20 protein-coding genes are annotated in these 20489 nt (G+C 60.1%); 6 read left to right on the forward strand and 14 right to left on the reverse strand.

Annotated elements, in window-relative coordinates; genetic code table 11:
- Positions 1–1005: an AraC family transcriptional regulator gene (locus ACR0KX_RS14960; RefSeq protein WP_170522418.1), complete on the forward strand. Its 1005-nt coding sequence runs from the start codon at positions 1–3 to the stop codon at positions 1003–1005.
- A 40-nt stretch (positions 1006–1045) separates the two neighbouring features.
- Here ACR0KX_RS14960 and ACR0KX_RS14965 read toward each other — a convergent pair whose 3' ends face one another.
- The 8 genes from ACR0KX_RS14965 to ACR0KX_RS15000 form a co-directional block, all read right to left on the reverse strand.
- A complete protein-coding gene (locus ACR0KX_RS14965; protein ID WP_170737068.1) occupies positions 1046–1720 on the reverse strand; it encodes a glutathione S-transferase in 675 nt (224 codons plus the stop codon).
- Positions 1721–1851: 131 nt separating this feature from the next.
- The gene (locus ACR0KX_RS14970; protein ID WP_170455459.1) at positions 1852–2904 is read right to left on the reverse strand and encodes a sn-glycerol-3-phosphate ABC transporter ATP-binding protein UgpC; all 1053 of its coding nucleotides are present in this window, start codon (positions 2902–2904) and stop codon (positions 1852–1854) included.
- Positions 2904–4151 carry an MGH1-like glycoside hydrolase domain-containing protein gene (locus ACR0KX_RS14975; RefSeq protein ID WP_480708552.1) on the reverse strand — a complete coding sequence of 416 codons (1248 nt, stop codon included), beginning with the start codon at positions 4149–4151 and terminating at the stop codon, positions 2904–2906. Before ACR0KX_RS14975 ends, ACR0KX_RS14970 begins: the two co-directional genes overlap by 1 nt.
- Positions 4152–4156: 5 nt before the next feature.
- Entirely contained in the window at positions 4157–5365 is a 1209-nt protein-coding gene (locus tag ACR0KX_RS14980; RefSeq protein WP_170623929.1) for a carbohydrate ABC transporter permease, read from the reverse strand.
- Complete coding sequence (locus ACR0KX_RS14985; protein ID WP_170623931.1) at positions 5365–6600, reverse strand: carbohydrate ABC transporter permease; 1236 nt, start codon at positions 6598–6600, stop codon at positions 5365–5367. Before ACR0KX_RS14985 ends, ACR0KX_RS14980 begins: the two co-directional genes overlap by 1 nt.
- A gap of 66 nt (positions 6601–6666) precedes the next feature.
- Positions 6667–8022: an extracellular solute-binding protein gene (locus tag ACR0KX_RS14990; RefSeq protein WP_170455467.1), complete on the reverse strand. Its 1356-nt coding sequence runs from the start codon at positions 8020–8022 to the stop codon at positions 6667–6669.
- Entirely contained in the window at positions 8019–9179 is a 1161-nt protein-coding gene (locus tag ACR0KX_RS14995) for a substrate-binding domain-containing protein (protein WP_170623933.1), read from the reverse strand. The genes ACR0KX_RS14990 and ACR0KX_RS14995 overlap by 4 nt, the downstream gene beginning before the upstream one ends.
- Before the next feature lie 243 nt (positions 9180–9422).
- Entirely contained in the window at positions 9423–10574 is a 1152-nt protein-coding gene (locus ACR0KX_RS15000) for a zinc ABC transporter substrate-binding protein (RefSeq protein WP_480708553.1), read from the reverse strand.
- 56 nt (positions 10575–10630) lie between these two features.
- Between ACR0KX_RS15000 and ACR0KX_RS15005 the strand changes: the two genes are divergently transcribed.
- From ACR0KX_RS15005 to ACR0KX_RS15015, 3 genes are read left to right on the forward strand one after another with little or no spacing between them, the layout of a single operon-like run.
- Positions 10631–11143 (forward strand): transcriptional repressor, encoded by a 513-nt coding sequence (locus ACR0KX_RS15005; protein WP_170455473.1) that lies wholly within the window; start codon positions 10631–10633, stop codon positions 11141–11143.
- A gap of 2 nt (positions 11144–11145) precedes the next feature.
- Entirely contained in the window at positions 11146–11892 is a 747-nt protein-coding gene (locus tag ACR0KX_RS15010; RefSeq protein WP_170455475.1) for a metal ABC transporter ATP-binding protein, read from the forward strand.
- Positions 11892–12686: an iron chelate uptake ABC transporter family permease subunit gene (locus ACR0KX_RS15015; protein WP_170455477.1), complete on the forward strand. Its 795-nt coding sequence runs from the start codon at positions 11892–11894 to the stop codon at positions 12684–12686. Before ACR0KX_RS15010 ends, ACR0KX_RS15015 begins: the two co-directional genes overlap by 1 nt.
- Positions 12687–12693: 7 nt before the next feature.
- On the opposite strand, the gene ACR0KX_RS15020 is transcribed toward ACR0KX_RS15015, so the two are convergent.
- The 6 genes from ACR0KX_RS15020 to ACR0KX_RS15045 all read right to left on the reverse strand — a co-directional run bounded on the left by ACR0KX_RS15020 (position 12694) and on the right by ACR0KX_RS15045 (position 18696).
- Positions 12694–13689 (reverse strand): ABC transporter ATP-binding protein, encoded by a 996-nt coding sequence (locus ACR0KX_RS15020; protein ID WP_170522398.1) that lies wholly within the window; start codon positions 13687–13689, stop codon positions 12694–12696.
- Positions 13686–14720, reverse strand: coding sequence for a Gfo/Idh/MocA family protein (locus ACR0KX_RS15025; RefSeq protein ID WP_170455482.1), 1035 nt, complete (start codon positions 14718–14720; stop codon positions 13686–13688). The genes ACR0KX_RS15020 and ACR0KX_RS15025 overlap by 4 nt, the downstream gene beginning before the upstream one ends.
- Positions 14717–15556 carry a carbohydrate ABC transporter permease gene (locus ACR0KX_RS15030; RefSeq protein WP_170522396.1) on the reverse strand — a complete coding sequence of 280 codons (840 nt, stop codon included), beginning with the start codon at positions 15554–15556 and terminating at the stop codon, positions 14717–14719. The genes ACR0KX_RS15025 and ACR0KX_RS15030 overlap by 4 nt, the downstream gene beginning before the upstream one ends.
- On the reverse strand, positions 15553–16467 hold the full coding sequence (locus ACR0KX_RS15035; protein WP_170522394.1) for a carbohydrate ABC transporter permease: 915 nt from the start codon (positions 16465–16467) through the stop codon (positions 15553–15555). Before ACR0KX_RS15035 ends, ACR0KX_RS15030 begins: the two co-directional genes overlap by 4 nt.
- Positions 16468–16536: 69 nt before the next feature.
- Positions 16537–17790, reverse strand: a complete 1254-nt coding sequence (locus tag ACR0KX_RS15040; RefSeq protein WP_170455487.1) for an ABC transporter substrate-binding protein — start codon at positions 17788–17790, stop codon at positions 16537–16539.
- Between the two features lie 21 nt (positions 17791–17811).
- Complete coding sequence (locus ACR0KX_RS15045) at positions 17812–18696, reverse strand: N-acetylmuramic acid 6-phosphate etherase (RefSeq protein ID WP_170455490.1); 885 nt, start codon at positions 18694–18696, stop codon at positions 17812–17814.
- A 161-nt stretch (positions 18697–18857) separates the two neighbouring features.
- On the opposite strand from ACR0KX_RS15045, the gene ACR0KX_RS15050 reads away from it, so the two are divergent.
- Both ACR0KX_RS15050 and ACR0KX_RS15055 read left to right on the forward strand, forming a co-directional pair.
- Complete coding sequence (locus ACR0KX_RS15050; RefSeq protein WP_170455491.1) at positions 18858–19736, forward strand: BadF/BadG/BcrA/BcrD ATPase family protein; 879 nt, start codon at positions 18858–18860, stop codon at positions 19734–19736.
- A complete protein-coding gene (locus ACR0KX_RS15055) occupies positions 19733–20482 on the forward strand; it encodes a GntR family transcriptional regulator (RefSeq protein ID WP_170455494.1) in 750 nt (249 codons plus the stop codon). Before ACR0KX_RS15050 ends, ACR0KX_RS15055 begins: the two co-directional genes overlap by 4 nt.
- Positions 20483–20489: the final 7 nt, after the last annotated feature.

Consider the following 20489-nt stretch of genomic DNA (forward strand, 5'->3'; position numbering starts at 1 on the left):
TTGCCTTTCAACTCCTCGACTTCGGAACATAGCGAAGGCTTTATCCGCCTCGCTTTGGCGTCTCCGTTTTTGCAATATCTCACTGACCGCAAAATCAATCCGCAACCCGCCCTGGATCAGGTCGGATTGAAGGCTGAGCTGCTGTCTGACCCATCTGTCTATGTCCATTCAGAACTGGTCTATGGTCTGATAAATGCCTTCGCGGACTTGGCAGGGGATCGGTATCTTGGGTTGAAAGTGGGGGAAACGTTTGACCTGCAGGCGTGGCCTCCGTTCGCTCAGGCCCTGCAATCGACACATACCCTGTTCGAATTTTTCGCCCGTTTCGTGGGGCTTGTCCCGCGCGAGTCCAATTCTGTAAGGCACAGCCTTGTCGTTGACGCGGACAAAGCGATCTATCGGATCCAGAGGCAACAGGAACCAACAGTCCCACCCGTTCAGGTGACCGGCTTCGGCGCCGCCATCTATGTGCGCCTCTTGCAGACCGTCGTCGGATCGTCATGGGATCCGTCCCGAGTGCGATGGGAAAGCAGATACATTAATGGCCTGCCCATTGGCTACAAGGGGATTGAGGTTGGTCTTGGAACCGATCCCGGCATGCAGATCAGCTTTCCTGTGGAATGGTTGTTTTTGCACCATGTCTCACAAGATGCCGCCACCGCTGAGTTCTCACCCCGGCGGCACGAGGAAGTAACTGTGGTGGCTGCTTTGCGATCCGTCCTGCGCGACAAACTGGACGAAACCAATCTGGGGCCAGAGGTGGTGGCCGGGCTGTTGGGCATACAGCCCGAGCGGTTACTGAAAGCCCTTAGGCACCAAAGGACAACCTTGACCCGCGAGGTCAAACGGCTGCGTGTCGATGTGGCCAAAGAGCATCTTAGAGAAAACAAGAGGACAATTGCCGAGATCGGTCTCATGCTTGGTTATTCAGACAAGTCCCACTTCACGCGTTTCTTTCGCGGCCAGACCGGCATGACGCCGACCAAATTCCGCCTTGGATCGTAACGCACAGGAGCCCGAGAGCCCCGGCGTCAGTCGGCGCGTGTCAGACCCTGGCTTCCCGCGCCCCGGGCATTGGCTGGGTCGATAAGCCAAACCAAACAGGTGCGTCCCCTTCTGACCATGTCGGGTATTTTGTCATAACCTGTTCGAAAGATGTGCTCTCCAGAAACCGGTTCAGCCAACCTATCAAATTCGGCCAGGGCTGCGCGTCGAACCACGGTTTGTCGATAAAGGCGAACTGACGCACGAATGGCAGAAGGGCCAGATCGGCCAGAGTTGGACGCTCTCCAAACAGCCAGCGCTGTCTGTTGAGTTGCGCATCAAGCTTTAGGAGATGCGCTGACGCTTTTCCACGTTCGGTCGCGGGGTCCAGATCCGGATACCGCGTTGCGTATTTCGTGTGATCCAAAGCCGCTTTGAACGGGCCGTCATTGGTTTCGATCAAATCCCAACCTGCCTGTGGCATGTCCAATAGACGGGCCGGGTCATTCTGGTTCAATGCCCAGAGCATAACCTCAAGGCTTTCATCCAGCACCCCGTCTTTCATCCGTAGGGCCGGAACCGTGGCCGATGGTGATGTGTCCAGAAAGGCCTCGGGTTTGTCCCGCAACAGGATTTCCCGCAATTCGACCTGCACACCGGCGCTGAGGATCGCAAGGCGCGCCCGGATTGCGTAGGGGCAGCGGCGAAAAGACCAAAGGATCGGCGGGTGGGCCATGATGCAAATACCCTCATCAGAGACAGGCGCAACTTGCACTTTGCGACACCATGCGCAACCACCGCAAGACATCAGTGTCAGCGACGCGCCGGGTGATCGGCGCGTCGGGGTACCCGATTTATACCGTTGCACTAACCCTCGACAGCCTGCCCGTCCGCATCGAAGAAACGCAGTTTTTCGGGCAGGAAATGCAGCCCGATCCCGGTTCCTGCGGTCAGATCCGTATCGCCGTTCAGACGAACCGTCACTTTCTCTTCAAAGCCGCAATCGACGATCAGGAACGTATCGGCACCCAGATACTCGACCACTTCGATGGTGCCATCCGTCTGACCTGCACCGGGGGCGACCACCTCGATATGTTCGGGGCGGATGCCCACGCGGGTCGCTTCGCCCGTCAGGTCGAACGTGCCGGACCCGCCATTATCCAGATGGTAGGCACCATCCCGCGTTGTGCAGGGCATGATGTTCATCTTCGGGCTGCCGATGAACTGGGCGACAAACAGATTGGCCGGGCGTTCATACAATTCGCGCGGCGTACCGACCTGAGCGATCTTGCCGTATTCCAGCACCACGATCCGGTCTGCCAGCGTCATCGCTTCGACCTGATCGTGGGTCACATAGATCATCGTGCGTTTGAGGTTCTGATGCAGTTTCGCGATCTCGTACCGCATCTCGACCCGCAACGCGGCGTCGAGGTTCGACAGCGGTTCATCGAACAGAAACGCGGTCGGATCCCGCACGATCGAGCGCCCGATGGCAACGCGCTGCCGCTGGCCACCGGACAGATCCTTGGGCCGCCGTTCCAGAAACGGTTCCAGTTTCAGAACTTCGGCCGCCCTACCGACCTGCTCGTGAATCTCGGCCTTGGCTACGCCTGCGACCTTGAGCGAGAAACCCATATTCTCGGCCACGGTCAGATGCGGATAAAGCGCATAGGACTGGAACACCATGGTCAGACCGCGCTTGGAGGGCGGATGATCCGTGACGTCATTGCCATTGATCAACAGCTCACCGCGCGAGATATCTTCAAGCCCGCCGATCATGCGCAACAGCGTGGACTTGCCGCAGCCGGACGGGCCGACAAACACGACGAACTCGCCCTCTTCGATCTGCAAGTCGATGCCTTTGATGACCTGCGCGGTACCAAACCACTTTTCGACGCCTTTAAGTTCGATGCTACCCATTAGGACCTCCCTGCCCAGTGCAGCCAGACAGCGGCTGTCCAGGTGAATGCGTTACCACCAGCGGGGCTGCCGGTTGTTGGATCGAAGTATTCAGCAAACCCAAAACTCGAGATCAGCTCGGCCGTTTTGCGGCGCAAGTGGTCTGCTTCGGCTGTATGGCCCATGTCTTTCAGGCCAAAGCCGATCATCATGTTCATGATTGCCCAGGTCGGCCCGCGCCAATAGCGGCGGGCGTCGAAGCCGGGCATGGTTGGATCGTAACTTGGCACCGGATGCGCGACGGTGTTCAGCACCGTCCTGATCCGGTCCAGCATGGCATCCGAGTCGACGCCCGCGAACCAGCACATATAGGACGCGTTAGACACAGTGCCCGACCATTCGCCCGAATGGGCATCGCGCGAGTCGAAGGACGCAAGATCCTCATTCCACAGCGACAGCGCGCCGGCCTCAAGCCGCGCTATGTCATCCGCCAAACCATCGGCATTCAGATGCAACGCCTCACTGACCGCCAGCAAATCCCGCGCGGCGCGCAATGTGGTGAATGTCATGGTCGGGTCAGCCACGCGGAACGGGTTGTCCGCCAGCAATCTCTGCTGATCCCATTGGGCATCGCGTCCGATCTGCACCAGTTTGATATAGCGGTCATAGTCGAACTTGGTCGGGCGATCCTCGCTGTTCACATGGGCGGTATCGCGGCGCTGGTATTCACCCACATCGGATGCGTCCATGCGCGCCATGGTCTTGTCCCAGTCGGGCGCATTGTCGCGACCGGCCTCCCAGGGATGGGTTGTGCATACGGCGTCATGCTCGTCCAGACGCCATTTCACGATCCAGCGATGCCACGCCAGCATGGCCGGAAACAGCGCCCGGATGCGCGCCTCACCCGCGTCTGGGTCTTGTTCCCAGATTTTGCGCGCCATCGTCGCGGCAATCGGCGGCTGGATGATGCCCGAGGACGGGATCGGCCCGTGGCAGCCCCACACATCGGGACCCGGGAAATAGCCGTCATCCTGTTGGTGGAACAGGATATGCGGCACCATGCCGTCATCCCACTGGCCCGAGAACAACGTCTCAAGCTCGACCCAGGCGCGGTCGATGTCGAACTCGGCAAAGCCAAGTGCGGCAATCGCGCTGTCCCAGTTCCATTGATAGGGATACAGCCCTTCGGTGGGGATGGTGTAACCGCCGCGGTCATTGGCAACCAGAATGTTGCGCGCCTCGCGGTCGGGGTTGGTATGTTGGTTCATCTCGGTCATCCTTTGACAGACCCTGCAGTCAGGCCCTTGGTCATGAAACGTTCAAGCCCCAGGAACAGCGCCATGATCGGGACGGTGGCAATCACCGCACCGGCCATCAGGTGCTGTCGGGGGATTTCGGAAGAGTTCAGCATCGTCACCCCTCGGGTCAGGGTGAATTTCGACGGATCGTCCAGCAGCATGAAGGCCAGCAGGAATTCATTCCAGGCGATCATGAAGACGTAAAGCGACACAGATGCCAGCGCAGGCAGGCTCAGCGGCAGGGTGATCTTCCAGATCACGGCCAGACGCGACAGGCCATCCATCAGACCGGCCTCTTCCACCTCAGTCGGAAGACCCCGGAAATAGCCTTGCAGCATATACAGCGCGACCGGGATCGTCGTGACCGGGTAGATCATCACGATGCCAAGGATCGAGTTGCGCAGCCCGGTCAGCGAGAACGCGATGTAGATCGGCAGCGCCAGAACGATCATCGGCACCATGTAGATCAGCAGGATCGAGCGTGAGAACGCCTTTTGCCCTTTGAACCGAAACCGTGCGACCGCGTAAGCCCCCGGAACACTGAAGGCCAGCGTGATGAACACCGTCAGGACCGAAACGTAGAACGAGGTCCACAGATAGGTGCCGAAGTTGAAGTCCCGGAACAGCTCGGTATAGCTGCGCAACAGCGCCCAGCCCTGTGACAGGTCAACCGAGAAATCCAGCGGGTTCTGCAACAGCGCCTGCTGCGATTTCAGGCTGGTCATCACCATCACGTAGAAAGGGATGATGACAATGGCGGTGAAAAAGATGTAGCCAAAGCCGGTGCAGAACCGGATCACCGCGTCCTCGAATTCATGACGGGTGAGTTCGCCGAAGGGCAGCTCTTTCAGGATTTCGGCCATCGACAGGTGCATCACCACCGCAAGCGAAATCACGGTGATCAGCGTGGCTTGCAGGGTGGTGTCCGATCCGATCAGAACCGGGCCAAAGCCGGTCAGGCAAGACAGGCCCAACAGGACCGACACGCCCAGACGTGCCGGGGCATGGCGTTTAGGGAACCGGACATAGGCCAGACCCGCGACCGCGCCCCAGATCAGGCTCAGCAGAACCTGCGGGCGGAAGGCCGCCCCTGTTGCGAAGGACATGGTGACCGCGATGGTGGTGGCAATCACCACCAACCAAAGCGCGCCCAGTACGGGGCCGGTGACAAAGCCGTTGCGCATCACAAACCCTCCTCACGGCTGATGAATTTGAAGAAAACAAAGCTGAAGGCGATCAGGCACATCAGGATGACCACGGCCACCGCCGCGCCCGCCCCGATGTTCGAGACGGCAAAGGCCTGCTCGTAGACATTCACGGTCAGCGTGCGGGTGCCCGCATTGCCACCGGTCAGCAGGAAGATGTCGTCGAACTTGTTGAACGTCCAAATAAAGCGCAGCAGGAACAGAACCGACAGGATGCCCAGCAGTTGCGGGATACTCAGCAGCCAGAACTTCTGGAAGGGCGACGCCCCGTCCATATCCGCCGCTTCATACATGCTGGAGTCGATGGATTGCATCCGCGCGAGGATGAACAGGAAGGACAACGGGAAATAGCGCCATATCTCAAACACCGTGACCATGATCAGGGCCAGAGGGCGTTCCCCGAAGAAGTTGATCGGATCACTGGTCAGGCCCATCTGCACCAGCAGCGCATTGGCCGAGCCCGAGAAGGGATCGAACAGCGTCACCCAAGTAAAGGCCACGGCAATGACAGGCGCCACATAAGGGAACAGGTACAGGCCGCGGATAAAGCCCTGCCCCCGAAAGCTCTTGTTCAGCAGCAGCGCCGCAAACAGGCCCATGACCAATGCGCCGATGGTGCCAAAGACCGTGTAGAACAGGGTGACCCACAGCACGCCCCAGAATTCGGACCCATCAAATACGCGGGCGAAGTTTTCAAGGCTGAATTCGAAATTCGTCAGAACGCTCGGCCCGCTGCCGGTGGTGGCCGGTTCGGATCCTTCGACCAGATCCTCGAACACGTCCGGGTCGCCGTCGACGGTGACAGGGATGCGGATGCGCTCGCGCTGACCGCCTTCCAGCGTTCCGAAATCGCAGAACAACTCTTGCCCGTTCAGGGCACAGGGCGCTGCGACCTCGCCAATTGGTGCAACGCCATCCGGCAACACATCGCTGAGGGTCACGCCTTCGATGGCGATCTCTTGGCTGGAATTGCGCAGGCGGTATTCGATTTGCAGATCGTCGCCCGATCCGCGCAGGCTTTCGCGGACAACAGGCGCGGGTGGGCGCAGGTCGGACAGCGTGAAGGGCTTGAAGCTGATCCAGATGATTGCCAGCAAAGGCAGGATCACCACAAGCGATACACTGATCACGGTCGGAGCCAGCAGCGTCCAGGCCAGACGCGCCTCGCGTTTGGCTAACGCCCCGGTTCCGGTCGGTGGGGTGGCCGAAGACATTTGGGATACCTCGAAGGGATGGGGGCAGCGGCGCGAACGCCGCTGCAGTGCCATTGGAAGGTGGCGTTACTCGACCTTGGCGAGTTCTTCGTTCATGGCTGCAACAGCAGCTGCGGCGTCAATTTCGCCGTCGATATATTGACGGACAACGCGGTTAATCGCTTGGCTGTTGACCATTTTCGAGGCCAGCGCCAGTTGGCCTTCGGCCACGCCCCAGCGCTGGGCCACGTCCAGACCGCCGACGATTTCGTCGATCATGGCCTGTTCGTACAACTCACCCAGCGGCGCTTTGCGGTCGACACCCACGGGCAGGTCCGCCCAGGCCTCGGAAAACGCGGTCGGGTTGTCGGCGTTGCCGCGACGGACCGGGAATTTGCCCTCGGGCGCGATGGCCAGTGTTTGGGTATAGCCTTCGTCCATGGCGAATTTCACGAACTCCATCGCCGCATCGGTATCCGCGTCGTTGGTGATGCCAAAGTACCGCACATCGCCCCAAGCCGCACCGTCAGGGTTCGACGGGCCCGACAGTTTGGTCACGATGCCGGTCTTGCTGGCCAGATCGCGCGAGGTCGGATCGTCGTTGATGGTCGGCGGGGCGCTGTCACGCAGGCCGGCCAGTTCGTCCAGAATGAAGGGCGACCAGATGATCATCGCGGCCTTGCCGTCAAAATACAGCTCGCGCGACTGCTTCCAATACAGCTCACCCGGAGGTGACGCCTGCGAGATGGCTTTGTAGAAATCCAGAACCTCGGTGGTCTTGGCCTCATCCAGCGGCTGGAACCCGTCAGGACCAACCGGTGAGACGCCATTGGCCAGGAAGACATGCTCCAGCACCTGGCTCATGAAGTTCTCGTCAACCTTGGTGGCCGAGACAAAGCCATACATCTCGGGCGGGTTATGCAAAGCCTCCAGCGCGGCCTGAATGCCCGCAAAACTGTCCGGCGCATCCAAACCGGCCCCTTCGAACAGGTCCTTGCGATAGACCACCATCTGGGTCCATCCATCCACCGGAACAGATGCGGTTTCATCGTTGAACGCCGCCATTCCCAACGCGCCAGGAGCGAACGTGTCTGCCCCCAGCTCTTCGATCACTTCGGTTGCGGCTTCGGTGTCCAGAATTCCGGCCTCGGCCCAGGGCAGCGCGTATTGCAGCGGGTGATAGACCACATCGGGCAGATCCCCGGCGGCAAACGCGGCTGTTGCGCGCGTGCCCAGATCGCTTTCGGTGATCGGAATGACCTCGACCGTGGTGCCTGTTTCGGCCTTGAACTGATCGGCCATCTCTTGCTGCTTGGCCAGTCGCTCGGGCTGTTCTTCGGTGGTCCAGAAGCGGATCGTATCCGCCTGCACGGACAGCGCGGTCAGCGCCAGTGCCAGGGACGAGCCTAACATCAGCTTGGCTGCTTTCGGCGTGAGTTTCATGATTGGTTTCCTCCCAATTTACTTTCTGTCGTCTCTTTGATTTTCGTGGCCAGCGCGTCCGAGCCCAGCATCGGCGGACCGTCCGAGGCCCGTTCGATCAACATCGCCTCACCCAGCTCGCGCAGTGTGCCCGGTGCTTCACCCCGGATCTGACGGATAAGCAGGGTGGCCAGACGCTCACCCGCGGCGCGAGAATCTACACTGAAGGTTGTCAGGGCCGGGTTGGCGTATTGGCACTCCGGAACGCCGTCATATCCGGTCACCGAAACGTCCCGGCCAATCTGCAGGCCAAGCTCAGCGGCAACGGGGTAGAAGCCCAATGCCGCAAGATCGGTGGCAAAGATGATGGCAGTTGGCGGACGGTCCAGCGCCATTAGGGCACGCGCTTCGATTGCGCCCTCTTCGCGTGTTCGCGCGCCTTCGCGGATCAAATCGGGGTCGAATGGCAGGTCGGCAATGCGCAGCCCCTCGATATACCCGTCCCGGCGCAGATGGCTGTAGTTGAACTTGGGATCGCTGCCGACATAACCGATGCGCGTATGCCCATGGCTTGCCAGCCGCAGAACCGACTTCAGCATCGCGGACTCGCCCGAAATATCGAACCACGAAATATCATCCGGCACTTTGGCCCCGCCATAGCCGGTGCGCCCATAAAGGATATGCGGCACGCCCAGATTGCGCAGGAACCGAACCCGCGCGTCGTTGACGGCGGTACGCGGCAGGATAAAGCCGTCTGCCTTGTGTTCCTCGACCAGACGGCCAAGCACCTTGAGCGTGTCCTGCTCCGAATGCGCCGTTGAAATCGTCATGGTCCAGCCGAAACCGCTGGCCGCCTCACATGCGCCTGCCAGAAACTCTTGCAGGAACGGGTTGTGACCGTCCGGCTCATCTGTGTTGAGCACCATGGCCAGCGCCCGAACACGCCCGGTCCGAATGGCCTGCGCGTGGCTGAGCGGGCGATACCCAAGCTTGCGCGCCATGGTTTCGACCCGCTTTCGGGTGGTTTCGGAAATGTCCGGATAACCGTTCAAAGCCCGCGAAACCGTGCTTTTGGACAAGCCCAGACGGGCCGCAAGTTCATCGATCTTTACACGGCGCGAAGACTGCGGATTTTCACCCGCCGCTTCGTATTGCCGATTTGTAAGATTCGCTCCCATGTCTTCATTTTTTGTTTCCGAAACCGGTTTCGGCAACAGAAAATCTTATCAGCCGCGCTGTAGCGCCAATCAAGGGCACAACTTCACGTGGTAGGAATGCAGGATTTGTCGGGGTTATCAGCCGGCCTCAGCCGGTTGTTGGGGGCAACGCCACTTTTGACGAAACGGAACAGTTAACCCGCGTCACCCCCAACTTTGGATATCCCGGACAACTCTCTCGGCACTGTCCGGGATGATCAGGAATTAAAGGCACTCGGCCAGGGTCTTTGCCATGTTCCGGATGACCTGAGGGTACAGGTCCACGCCGGGTTCAAGGTCCGAGCCCAGCGGGTCGATGACGCCGGTATTTGCGTCGGTGCCGCCCAGAACGGATTCAATGATCCCCGGGTTGAATTGCGGCTCGGCCAGAACGCAATCGATCCCCTCTTCCGTGATCCTGCCCTGAATCTCGGTAATCCGCGCGGGGCTGGGATCGGCTGCGTCGCCAATCGAAACTGCCCCCGAGGCGGGGAAATCAAACGCATCCTCAAAGTACTGATAGGCATCGTGGAAGACGATGAAACTGCCACCGCGAACGGGGTCCAACATCTGTGCAACCTCGGTCGAAAGCGCCTCAAGCTCTTCCCGCCCGGCGGCCGCATTGGCGAAATAGGCGCCGGCGTTGTCAGGGTCTGCCGCCGACAGTTGGGCCGCGATCACGTTCAACCAAGTTCCGGCGTTTTCTGGCGACAGCCAGGCGTGCGGGTCATGCGCGCCATGGTGATGGCCGTCGTGATCGTCATGGTCGTCATGCCCCGCATGGTCTTCATGGTCATGGCCATCATGATCCTTGGCGTCGGCATGATCATCGTGGTCGTCGTGATCGTGGTCGTCGTGACCATCCGAGTCCGCATGATCTTCGTGATCATGGTCATGGTCTTCGTCTTTGGCGTGATCTTCATGATCGTCGTGATCATGGTCGTCATGATCGTCATCCGCGTGGTCTTCGTGGTCATGATCATCATGATCATCATGGTCCCCGTGATCATGCGCCTCAAACAGCGCGCTTTCACGGAAATCCAGCAGAACGGTGCCATCGGCCTCAAGCAACGCCGTAACAGTTGCACCTTCGGCCAGTGTTTCCACCGCGCTTTCCATCCAGGGCGTCAGATCCTCACCCAGCCAAAACACCAGATCCGCCTCTTGCAGCGCTTCAGCTTCGGATGGGCGCAGGTTGTATTCGTGCGGCGAAGCCCCAGCCGGGATAATCAGGTCCGGCTCGCCAACGCCTTGCATGACCCGCGCCACAAGCGAATGCACCGGCGCAATATCAACTGCCACATTCGGCACATCGGCAATCGCCGTGCCCCCCATCAACGCGGCTGTGATCGAAACGGGAAGGAGCTTTCTGGACATCGGGAACCCTATGTGATTTTATAACGTTACCAGTGAAATACATGATATATAATAACATGACAAGTGAGACACCGCCCGCCACGGCTGAAGAAGCCACCCTGCTTGGGTTCAACAAGCACGACCACGCCTCGTGCGTTGCAACCGGTTTGGCCAATGCCCAGGCGCATTGCCAGGCAGAAGGGCTGCGCCTGACACCTGTGCGCCAGAAGGTTCTGGAAATGTTGCTGCAAGAGCATCGGGCGCTTGGGGCCTATGCGATTCTCGACCGTTTGCGTGAAGAAGGCTTCGGGTCGCAACCGCCGGTGGCCTATCGTGCGCTGGACTTTCTGGTCGAGCATGGGTTTGCCCATAAGATCGAGCGACTGAATGCCTTTGTCGCCTGCGCGCATCCCGGGGCTTCGCATTCCCCGGCCTTCATGATCTGCCGCAAATGCGATGCCGTGGCCGAGGCGTATTCCGCCCCCGCCAAAGGCGCGCTAGGCGCTGCCGCGCGCGCCGTCGGGTTCGAGATCGAACGCACCGTCGTCGAAGCCGAAGGCATCTGCCCCGACTGCACCGAGAAAGCCTGATCATGACTTTGGTTTCTGTAAAGGATCTCAGCGTCCGCTACGGCGCAAACACCGTATTGCGCCACGTAAACATGGCCGTTGAGCCGGGCGAGATCGTGACCATCGTGGGTCCGAACGGGTCGGGCAAAACCAGCCTGCTGCGCGCCATCATTGGCGCGACCCAACCCGCTGCGGGGCATATCACGCTCAAAAAAGGGCTGCGGATCGGGTATGTGCCGCAAAAGCTGCATATCGATCCGACGCTGCCGATCTCGGTCGAGCGGTTCATGCGCCTGACGGATCGGGTTTCAAAACAGGATTGCGCGGCGGCCCTGAAAACCGCCGGTGTCCCGGACCTGCTGAACCGGCAGATGTCGCAGCTGTCCGGCGGTCAGTTTCAGCGGGTTATGCTGGCGCGTGCGCTGATCAACCGACCCGAAGTTCTGTTGCTGGATGAAGCCACTCAAGGGCTGGACCAACCTGGCTCTGCCGCCTTTTACCGCCAGATCGAAGACGTGCGCCGGGAAACCGGATGCGCCATCCTGATGATCAGCCATGAACTGCATGTGGTCATGAGCGCGTCGGACCGCGTGATCTGTCTGAACGGTCATGTCTGCTGCGAAGGCTCGCCCGCCGTGGTCGCCTCGGCCCCTGAATACCGGGCGTTGTTTGGGACAGGCACGGGGGGCGCGTTGGCGCTGTATCGTCATGACCATGATCATGATCACGAACATGATCATGGCCCGAACTCTCAGGAAGCTGCAGAATAATGCTTGATGATTTCATGACCCGCGCAACGCTTGCTGGCGTTGGTGTGGCCTTTGCCGCCGCCCCGCTGGGCTGTTTCGTCGTTTGGCGCAGAATGGCCTATTTCGGCGATGCAACCGCCCATGCCGCAATTCTGGGTGTGGCCTTGTCGTTGACCTTCCAGATGTCTGTGTTCACCGGGGCTTTGGCCGTTGCTTTGGTGATGGCGCTGGCAGTCACGCTGCTGTCCGGCAAAGGCTATGCCATGGACACTCTGCTGGGTGTTTTGGCCCATTCCGCACTGGCTTTCGGCCTTGTCGCCGTATCGTTCCTGTCCGGGGTGCGGATCGACCTGATGGCCTATCTGTTTGGCGATATTCTGGCCGTTTCCAAAAGCGATCTGGCCGTCATCTGGGGTGGAGCCGCTTTGGTGGTGGCCCTGATTTCTTGGCGTTGGTCCCACCTGCTGACCGCGACGCTGAACGAAGAACTGGCCTATGCCAGCGGCTACAACCCCAAACGCGAGCAGTTGATCCTGACCCTGTCGCTGGCGGTAACAGTCGCGGTTGCGATCAAGGTGGTTGGCGTGTTGCTGATCGCCGCCATGCTGATCATCCCCGCTGCCGCAGCCCGCAGCCTGGCGCGATCGCCCGAGTCCATGGCCGTGATTGCCGCCCTTATCGGGACGACCTCATCGATCGTCGGCCTGAGGGCGGCTTATGTGTTCGACACGCCCGCCGGCCCCTCAATCGTCTGCGTCGCGGCTGTGCTGTTCGCCTGTTTCAGCCTGCTGGGCTGGCAAGGGCGCAAGACCTGATCAAAGCTCAGGACAACCGCGCGCCGCTTTGGTCGAACATGTAAACGCTCTGCGGATCGAAGGCGAGGCGGATGTCCTGCCCTTCTTCGACCCGATGCTGCCCGAACAGGCGGGCGGTGATCTGGTGGTCCTGAACCTTGGCAATGACGTTGGTGTCACCGCCCAGATGCTCGACATGGCTGACCTGCGCCTGAAGCGCGCCGTTGTCGTCCAGCACCAGATCCTCGGGGCGCACACCCATGGTCCGGTCATCCCCTTCCTGCATCAACCCGGCGGGGAAAAAGTTCATCGAAGGTGAGCCCAGGAACCCGGCAACGAACTGGTTGGCCGGGTTATTATACAGCTCCATCGGCGAGCCGATCTGTTCGACGCGCCCGTCACGCAGGACCACGATCTTGTCGGCCAGGGTCATCGCTTCGGTCTGGTCATGGGTGACGTAAATCATCGACCCGCCAAGCTGGCGGTGCAGGTTTGCAATCTCCAACCGCGTGTTCATGCGCAGCGCCGCATCAAGGTTCGACAGCGGTTCGTCAAACAGGAACAGCTTGGGTTCGCGCACAATGGCCCGGCCAATGGCCACGCGCTGACGCTGCCCACCGGACAGCTCGGACGGGTAGCGGTTCAGATAGGGGCCCAGATCCAGCATCTGGCTGGCCTTGGCGATACGCTCTTCAATCACCGCCTTGGACTGGCCTTCCTGCTTCAGCGCCAGCGTCATGTTCCCGCGCACGTTCAGATGCGGATAGAGCGCATAGCTTTGGAACACCATCGCGATCCCGCGTTTGGACGGTGGGGTCAGATTGACCAGCTCATCGCCGATCCGCACCTCGCCCGAGGTTGCATCCTCAAGCCCCGCAATCACGCGCAGCAGGGTGGACTTGCCACAGCCCGAGGGGCCGACGAAAACGACGAACTCGCCCTCTTCGACGTCGAGGTTGATGTCTTTCAGAACGTGAACCTCACCAAAGGACTTGTTCACATCTTTCAAGGTCAGCGCGGTCATGTGGCGTCCTCCTTCAGCGAAACGGGTTGGCCGGTGCGAATGCTTTCATCCGCAGCCAGGCATACGGCCAGGGATTGCACGGCGTCGTTCATGTGGCGGGTCAGGTCGATGTCGTCCGTGATGGCGCGCAACATGTACGCCTGCTCGGCATCGCAGAGCTCTTGATGGCCCGGCTCATCCGGCATCTCGACGGTAGTGTCACCATCTGGTCTGTGCACAAGAATGCTGCCGACCTTGGTGTGACCATCGATATCTGCGGATGCGCCCTTATTGCCGTCCGTGATTGAGACTGATCCGTTGGGCGACACGATGTCTTTCACGAAAAACGCCGTCTCGGACATCATCGGACCCCAACCAGCCTCGTACCATCCGACCGAGCCATCGGCGAAGACGACCTGAAACTGGCCGTAATTGTACATCTCTTCCGGTATCTCGTCGGTCAGGCGCAGGCCCATGCCATGCACGCGCACCGGGTCGGCATCGGTGATCTGGCACATGACGTCGACGTAATGCACGCCGCAATCCACTATCGGGCTGGTGGTCTGCATCAGCGCCTTATGCGTCTCCCACTCAGCACCCGAGGATTGCTGGTTCAGGTTCAGGCGGAAGACATATGGCCCACCCAGCCCCCGCGCCTCTTCGATCAACCGAATCCACGACGGGTGATGACGCAGGATGTACCCGACGACCAGTTTGCGCCGGGTGCGCTGCGCGGTTTCGACAACCCGCTTGGCATCGGCCACGGTCATGGCCAGAGGCTTTTCGACAAACACATGCGCCCCTGCCTCCATCGCCTTGCAGGCATAGTCCACGTGGGTGTCGGTATAGGTTGCGATAACGGCAAGGTCCGGAGTGGTGTCCGCCAGAGCCGCCTCGAAATCGTTAAACGCGGGATACCCGGCCAGATCGGGATGCGAGACCTCCCCGCTGCGGTTCACCAGACCAACAATCTCGGCCTCCGGATGGTGGTGATGGGCCAGCGCATGGCTCAGGCCCATATTCCCAAGACCGGCAACAAGAACACGGATCATTTGACAGCCCCCGAAGTCAGACCGCGGATCAATTGCCGCGAGAAAATTACGTACAGGATCAACACCGGTAGGATCGCCATGGACAGCGCCGACAAGACCGCGTTCCAGTCGGTCACGAACTGGCCAATGAAGACCTGCGAGCCCAGCGTCAGCGTCTTGGTCTCCTCGGCCGGGGCAAGGATCAGCGGGAACCAGAGGTCGTTCCAGATCGGGATCATGTTGAACACCGCAACCGTCGCCATGGCCGGGCGCACCAACGGCAGGACCAGCCGGAAGAAGATCGCGTATTCCGACAGCCCATCAACCCGGCCCGCGTTTTTCAGATCGTCCGAAACCTGCCGCATGAACTCACTGAGGATAAACACCGCCAACGGCAACCCTTGCGCCGTATAAACGAGGATCAGCGCCCATAGCGTGTTGACCAGACCGGTGGCCACCATCATCTCAAGGATCGCAACGGTGCCGATGCGGATCGGGATCATGATGCCCAGCGCCAGATACAGGCCCATCAGCAGGTTGCCTTTGAAACGGTATTCGCTCAGCGCATAAGCCGCCATTGCGCCGAACAGCAGGATAAAGAACAGCGACGCGACCGTGACGATCATCGAATTCTGGAAGTAGAGGAAGAAATCCCCCTGTTTCATCACTGTCTGGTAGCCAATCAGCGAGAAACTGTCGGCATCGGGCAAGGCCAGCGGCTGACGAAAGATCGCTTTGCGGTTTTTGAAACTGTTGATCAGGATGACAAAGACGGGGAACAGCGCGATCAGCGTGTACAGGATCAACGCCCCGTGCATACCGAACGCGTTCAATGGATTCGTACGCGCTTTGCTCATAGCTGATACCTCCGCATCCGGGTCTGGATACCAAACAGATAGATACAGACGCCCACCAGAATGATCGCGAACATGGCCCCGGCGATGGCCGATCCCATATGCGGGTCGCCCAGTTGCAACTGGAAACCGAAGAAGGTGCGGTACATGAAGGTGCCCAGAATATCGGTTGAAAAGTCAGGCCCGGCCAGCGCGCCCTGCGCGGCATAGATCAGGTCAAACGCGTTGAAGTTCCCCACGAAGGTCAGGATTGAGATAATCCCGATCGAGGGCAAGATCAGCGGCAGCTTGATTTTCCAGAACGCAGACATGCCGGTGATGCCGTCAATCTCTCCGGCCTCAAGAATCTCTTCGGGTATGGTCAACAGCGCGGCATAGATCAGCATCATCGGAATACCGACAAACTGCCAGACCGAGATCAGCGCCAGCGTCGTCAGGGCGTATTCCTCTTTGCCCAGCCACGGGGCGAACAGGGATTTCAGCCCGACCGCATCCAGCATGGATGGCGCGATGCCCCAGATGGGTGACAGGATCAGCTTCCATGCAAAGCCGACGATTACAAAGGACAGAATCGTGGGGATGAAGATCGCCGACCGATAAAGCGCAGCAAACCGCAGGCGGGGATGGCTGAGCAGCGCAGCCAACGCGATGCCGATCGGGTTCTGTACCAGCATGTGAATGAGGAAGAACCAGAAATTGTTGCCTAGCGCGTTCCAGAATTGCTCGGCCCAGATGGGATCGAAGAACAGCGTTCTGAAATTGTCGAGCCCGACAAACACCCTCTCCTGATCGATGCGCGAATACAGCGCCAGACGCAGGGTGTTGAACAGGGGAAAGATCATCACGGCGGTGTAGACGATCACGGCTGGCGCAAGGAATACGACGATATGCCAGCGAATGCGGCCGGGGTTCATGGTTCGATCTCCGGGGGTAGAAGGACCCGGGCGACAGATGCGCCCGGGATGTGTGCAACAGCGGTGGGCTTACTGATGCGGGGCGTACCAGCTGGCCAGACCATCCTGAAGCTGCTGGCCCAGCTCGTCCGGTGAGGCGCTGCCCTTGATGGCGGCAACCGAGGCACCCCAGGTTTCATTCTCAAGGTTCGGCGTGCCGCGCGACAGAATCTGATAGGTCGAACGGATCGTGCTTTCACACTCGCCACGCCACCCGACGATTTCCTTGGCAAGCGGGTCTTCCAACTCGACCGGGGTCGAGGACAGCGGGAAGAAACCCGGCAGGGCATTGCCAAAGATCTCGGCGAATTCAGGGCTGGCAACCCAGGCCAGGAAAGTGCGCGCGGCCTCGGAATTTTCGCTGGCTGCGTTCATTCCAATGCCGATATCGGTGTGATCCGAGATGTAGCAAGTGTCGCCCGCATTCTGGACCGGCGGCTTGAACGCGCCCATCTCGAAATCGGCCTGCGCGTTGAAGCCCGAAATCTCCCACGAACCGGCGGGATAAATCGCTGCGCGTCCCAGGGTGAAGATGTTCTGACTGTCGGGATAGGTCTGCGCCTCATACCCGTCGCCCAGATAATCCGCCCAGCGCGCCAGCGTCGCATAAGGCGCAGTCCATTGCGCGTCGGTCAGCTTCTGCTCGCCCGCGATCAGAGCCAGACGGCCTTCTTCGCCCTTCCAATAGTTCGGGCCGATATTGTTATAGCCCATGGTGGCCGCTTCCCACTGGTCATTCGTGCCCATGGCCATCGGGATGTAATTGCCGTCTTCCTTGAAAGCATCGAGCACCGCAAAGAACTCATCTTCGGTGGTCGGAGCCTCAAGACCCAGTTCAGCGAAGGCATCCTTGTTGTAGATGAACCCGTGGATCACCGACGCCATCGGCACGCAAAAGCTGGCCGATCCGTCATCCGTCTGCCATGCCGATTTCGCCACGTCCGAGAAGTTCCCCATCGCATCCAGATCAGACAGGTCGGTCAGGTGCCCCGCCTCATACAGCGCCAAAGAGGCATCGAAGGGACGGCACGTGATCAGATCACCCGCAGACCCTGCGTCGAGCTTCGAGTTCAAAACGGCATTGTACTCGGCAGGTGCAGAGGGCGTGAACTGGACCTTGATGCCGGGATGCTTGGCCTCAAAGGCCGGGATGATCTTGTCCTGCCACAGTGTCAGGTCATCGTTGCGCCAGCTTTCAATGGTCAGCGTGATATCCTCGGCATAGGCCCCCGTCGCCACAAAGGCAGTGGTGGCCATCGCCAGCGATAGTGAATTGCGTTTCATCATAGTCCTCCCAGGTTATTGTCATTCAAGCCGCGACAGCGCGGCCCGCAGGTTTCCTTCGGTTTCATGAAGCAGCGCATGGGCCGCATCGGGGGCAACCCCGTTTGCCACCAGAACAGCGGGCTTGACCTGCCCCCCGATCTGATCCAGCGCGGCGGATGCCGCAGCAACATCAACGCCCGCGATCCGCGCCACCATCGAAGCGGCACGCGCGCGCAGTTTTGCGTTATCCGCCCGCAGGTTGACCATCATCCCATCATGAACATGGCCCAATTCCATCGCCATCAGCGTCGACAGCATGTTCAGCGCAATTTTCTGTGCCGTCCCCGCGCCCATTCGGGTCGAGCCGGACAGCACTTCAGGCGGCGTGCTCAGGCAAATCGCGTGATCCGCGAGATCCAACAAGGCAGAGCCCGCATTATTGGCGATCCCCACAACGGCGGCCCCTCGGGATCGGGCGATCCGGGCGGCTTCGACGGTAAAGGGCGTCGTGCCGCTGGCCGAAACGCCGATCAGCAGGTCGCGCGCCGTCAGGGTCTCAAGGTCACGGTCCAGCCCGGCGGTATCGTCCTCGGTTGCGCCCGGCATTTCGACGCCCGTTGGCAAACCACCCGCAAAATGGATCTGCAACTGCGCAGGCGGGATCGAGAAGGTTCCGCCCAACTCTTGCGCATCCGCAGCCGCCATCAACCCGGAAGACCCCGCCGCCGCATAGTGCAGGACGCCGCCGCCACGAAGGGTCGCCGCCATCTGCGCCGCTGCGGCAGAAATTTCGGGAACAGCAGCCCGGACCGCCGTCGCGGCCTCGATCTGTGCATCCGCCAGCACAGCCGCAACATCGGCCAACGGGCGTGCATCCAACCCCTTTGCCAATCCGTGCAACGCTTCTGTCTGTGTGGAATGCACCTGATTCCCCCCTCCAACTCCGGAAACAATACCTTTATAATACCTTTTGTCCACAAGAATCTTTTTGAGACCTTCTTGGCGGTAAAATACAGGCGTTTTTCGCGATTTTGGTATTTAAAAGGTATTTACTTACCCGCACAGGTATCTTAATGGAGTCTCCTATGGCTGCCGAATCTCAAACCCCAATTCTCGCCATCGATGGCGGAGGCACCCGGTGCCGGATCGCGCTGGCGCAGGGGCAAACCGTGACCTCGGTCGAGACCGGTTCGGCCAATGTATCCAGCGATTTTAACGGCACCGTCCTTTCGATTGTGCAAGGTCTGGACTTGCTGACAGCCAAATCTGGCCTGCCCCAAGACGTGATCCACAACACACCGGCCTTTGTCGGGCTGGCAGGCGTGACCGGGCCAGCCATCGCGGATCGGTTGCGACAGGCCCTGCCCTTGTCGCACCTGCGCATCGAAGACGACCGGCGCGCCGCTTTGCGCGGAGCCTTGGGACGGCAGGACGGCGTTCTGGCCCATTGCGGGACGGGGTCGTTTTATGCCGCGCAGTTTGGTGCAACCGCGAAATTCGCAGGCGGTTGGGGCCCTGTTCTTGGGGATGAAGCCTCGGCACAATGGATCGGCCGAAACGCCCTGCGCCTGACGTTGGAAAGCGTGGATGGTCGCATTCCCGACGCCCCCATGGCCCAACGCTTTCTGACCCAATTCCAATCCCCTGCTGGGCTTGTTCGCTTCGCCGCAACCGCCCGCCCGCACGAGTTTGGCGAATTGGCGAAAACCGTCACCGAACTCGCGGCAGAAGGCGATCATCTAGCTCAATCCACCATGCAGGCCGGAGCGGATGAGATCGAACGCAGCCTGAAACAGATCGGCTGGGCGCCCGGACTTCCCGTCTGTCTGACCGGCGGGATCGGCCCGGAATTCCGCGCCTATTTACCGGCCGTAATGCAGGACTGCGTGACCCAACCGCTCAAGTCGCCTCTGGACGGTGCTCTGTCATTGGCCCGTGATTTCGCTGAGGAGGTCATCGCATGAGCGCCATCGAATTCCTGCGGTCGAAAACCTGGCTCGGCGAAACCGGCGGGCCACGCTATGTGCAGCTCAGGCGGCGTCTGGAAGAGGGCATCGCCTCGGGAATCTTACCACCGAACTCGTCCCTGCCGCCCGAACGCGAACTGGCCGAGATTACCGACCTGTCCCGCGTCACCGTCCGCAAAGCCATTCAGGAACTTGTGCGCGAAGGGCTGATCGAACAGCGGCAGGGCTCTGGGTCCTTCATTCGCGAACCGGTGACCCGGATGGAACAGTCGCTCAAGCAACTGACTTCATTCACCGAAGACATGACCCGGCGGGGGATGGAGACGACCTCTCGCTGGCTGGAACGCGGGGTATTCATGGCCACACCTGAGGAAGTGTCGGCGCTGGACCTTGCAGCAGGCGATCAGGTCTCGCGCATCTATCGCCTGCGCGAGGCGGATGGACGCCCGCTGGCGCTGGAACGCGCAGCGCTGCCGCTGGATTTGCTGCCCAATCCGACCGAGGTGTCCACGTCCCTGTATGATCTGCTCGCCAAGTCCGGCAACCGCCCGACGCGCGCGGTGCAGAAAATCTCGGCCATCAATCTGGAAGCGCGCGAGGCCGAGTTGCTGGATGTTGCCGAAGGGGATGCCGGATTGAGGATCGAACGCACCTCATTCCTTGACAGTGGGCGGGTCGCGGAACTCACCCGCTCCATCTATCGCGGCGATGCCTACGATTTCGTCGCCGAATTGCGCTTGTAGACCGGAA

Source organism: Ruegeria sp. BG5 (assembly GCF_056538425.1).

Excerpts from the sequence above, each read along its gene's own strand:
- ACR0KX_RS14965 (WP_170737068.1), bottom strand. The coding sequence starts at position 1,720 with ATGGCCCACCCGCCGATCCTTTGGTCTTTTCGCCGCTGCCCCTACGCA.
- ACR0KX_RS14970 (WP_170455459.1), bottom strand. The coding sequence starts at position 2,904 with ATGGGTAGCATCGAACTTAAAGGCGTCGAAAAGTGGTTTGGTACCGCG.
- ACR0KX_RS14975 (WP_480708552.1), bottom strand. The coding sequence starts at position 4,151 with ATGAACCAACATACCAACCCCGACCGCGAGGCGCGCAACATTCTGGTT.
- ACR0KX_RS14980 (WP_170623929.1), bottom strand. The coding sequence starts at position 5,365 with ATGCGCAACGGCTTTGTCACCGGCCCCGTACTGGGCGCGCTTTGGTTG.
- ACR0KX_RS14985 (WP_170623931.1), bottom strand. The coding sequence starts at position 6,600 with ATGTCTTCGGCCACCCCACCGACCGGAACCGGGGCGTTAGCCAAACGC.
- ACR0KX_RS14990 (WP_170455467.1), bottom strand. The coding sequence starts at position 8,022 with ATGAAACTCACGCCGAAAGCAGCCAAGCTGATGTTAGGCTCGTCCCTG.
- ACR0KX_RS14995 (WP_170623933.1), bottom strand. The coding sequence starts at position 9,179 with ATGGGAGCGAATCTTACAAATCGGCAATACGAAGCGGCGGGTGAAAAT.
- ACR0KX_RS15000 (WP_480708553.1), bottom strand. The coding sequence starts at position 10,574 with ATGTCCAGAAAGCTCCTTCCCGTTTCGATCACAGCCGCGTTGATGGGG.
- ACR0KX_RS15005 (WP_170455473.1), top strand. The coding sequence starts at position 10,631 with ATGACAAGTGAGACACCGCCCGCCACGGCTGAAGAAGCCACCCTGCTT.
- ACR0KX_RS15010 (WP_170455475.1), top strand. The coding sequence starts at position 11,146 with ATGACTTTGGTTTCTGTAAAGGATCTCAGCGTCCGCTACGGCGCAAAC.
- ACR0KX_RS15015 (WP_170455477.1), top strand. The coding sequence starts at position 11,892 with ATGCTTGATGATTTCATGACCCGCGCAACGCTTGCTGGCGTTGGTGTG.
- ACR0KX_RS15020 (WP_170522398.1), bottom strand. The coding sequence starts at position 13,689 with ATGACCGCGCTGACCTTGAAAGATGTGAACAAGTCCTTTGGTGAGGTT.
- ACR0KX_RS15025 (WP_170455482.1), bottom strand. The coding sequence starts at position 14,720 with ATGATCCGTGTTCTTGTTGCCGGTCTTGGGAATATGGGCCTGAGCCAT.
- ACR0KX_RS15030 (WP_170522396.1), bottom strand. The coding sequence starts at position 15,556 with ATGAGCAAAGCGCGTACGAATCCATTGAACGCGTTCGGTATGCACGGG.
- ACR0KX_RS15035 (WP_170522394.1), bottom strand. The coding sequence starts at position 16,467 with ATGAACCCCGGCCGCATTCGCTGGCATATCGTCGTATTCCTTGCGCCA.
- ACR0KX_RS15040 (WP_170455487.1), bottom strand. The coding sequence starts at position 17,790 with ATGAAACGCAATTCACTATCGCTGGCGATGGCCACCACTGCCTTTGTG.
- ACR0KX_RS15050 (WP_170455491.1), top strand. The coding sequence starts at position 18,858 with ATGGCTGCCGAATCTCAAACCCCAATTCTCGCCATCGATGGCGGAGGC.
- ACR0KX_RS15055 (WP_170455494.1), top strand. The coding sequence starts at position 19,733 with ATGAGCGCCATCGAATTCCTGCGGTCGAAAACCTGGCTCGGCGAAACC.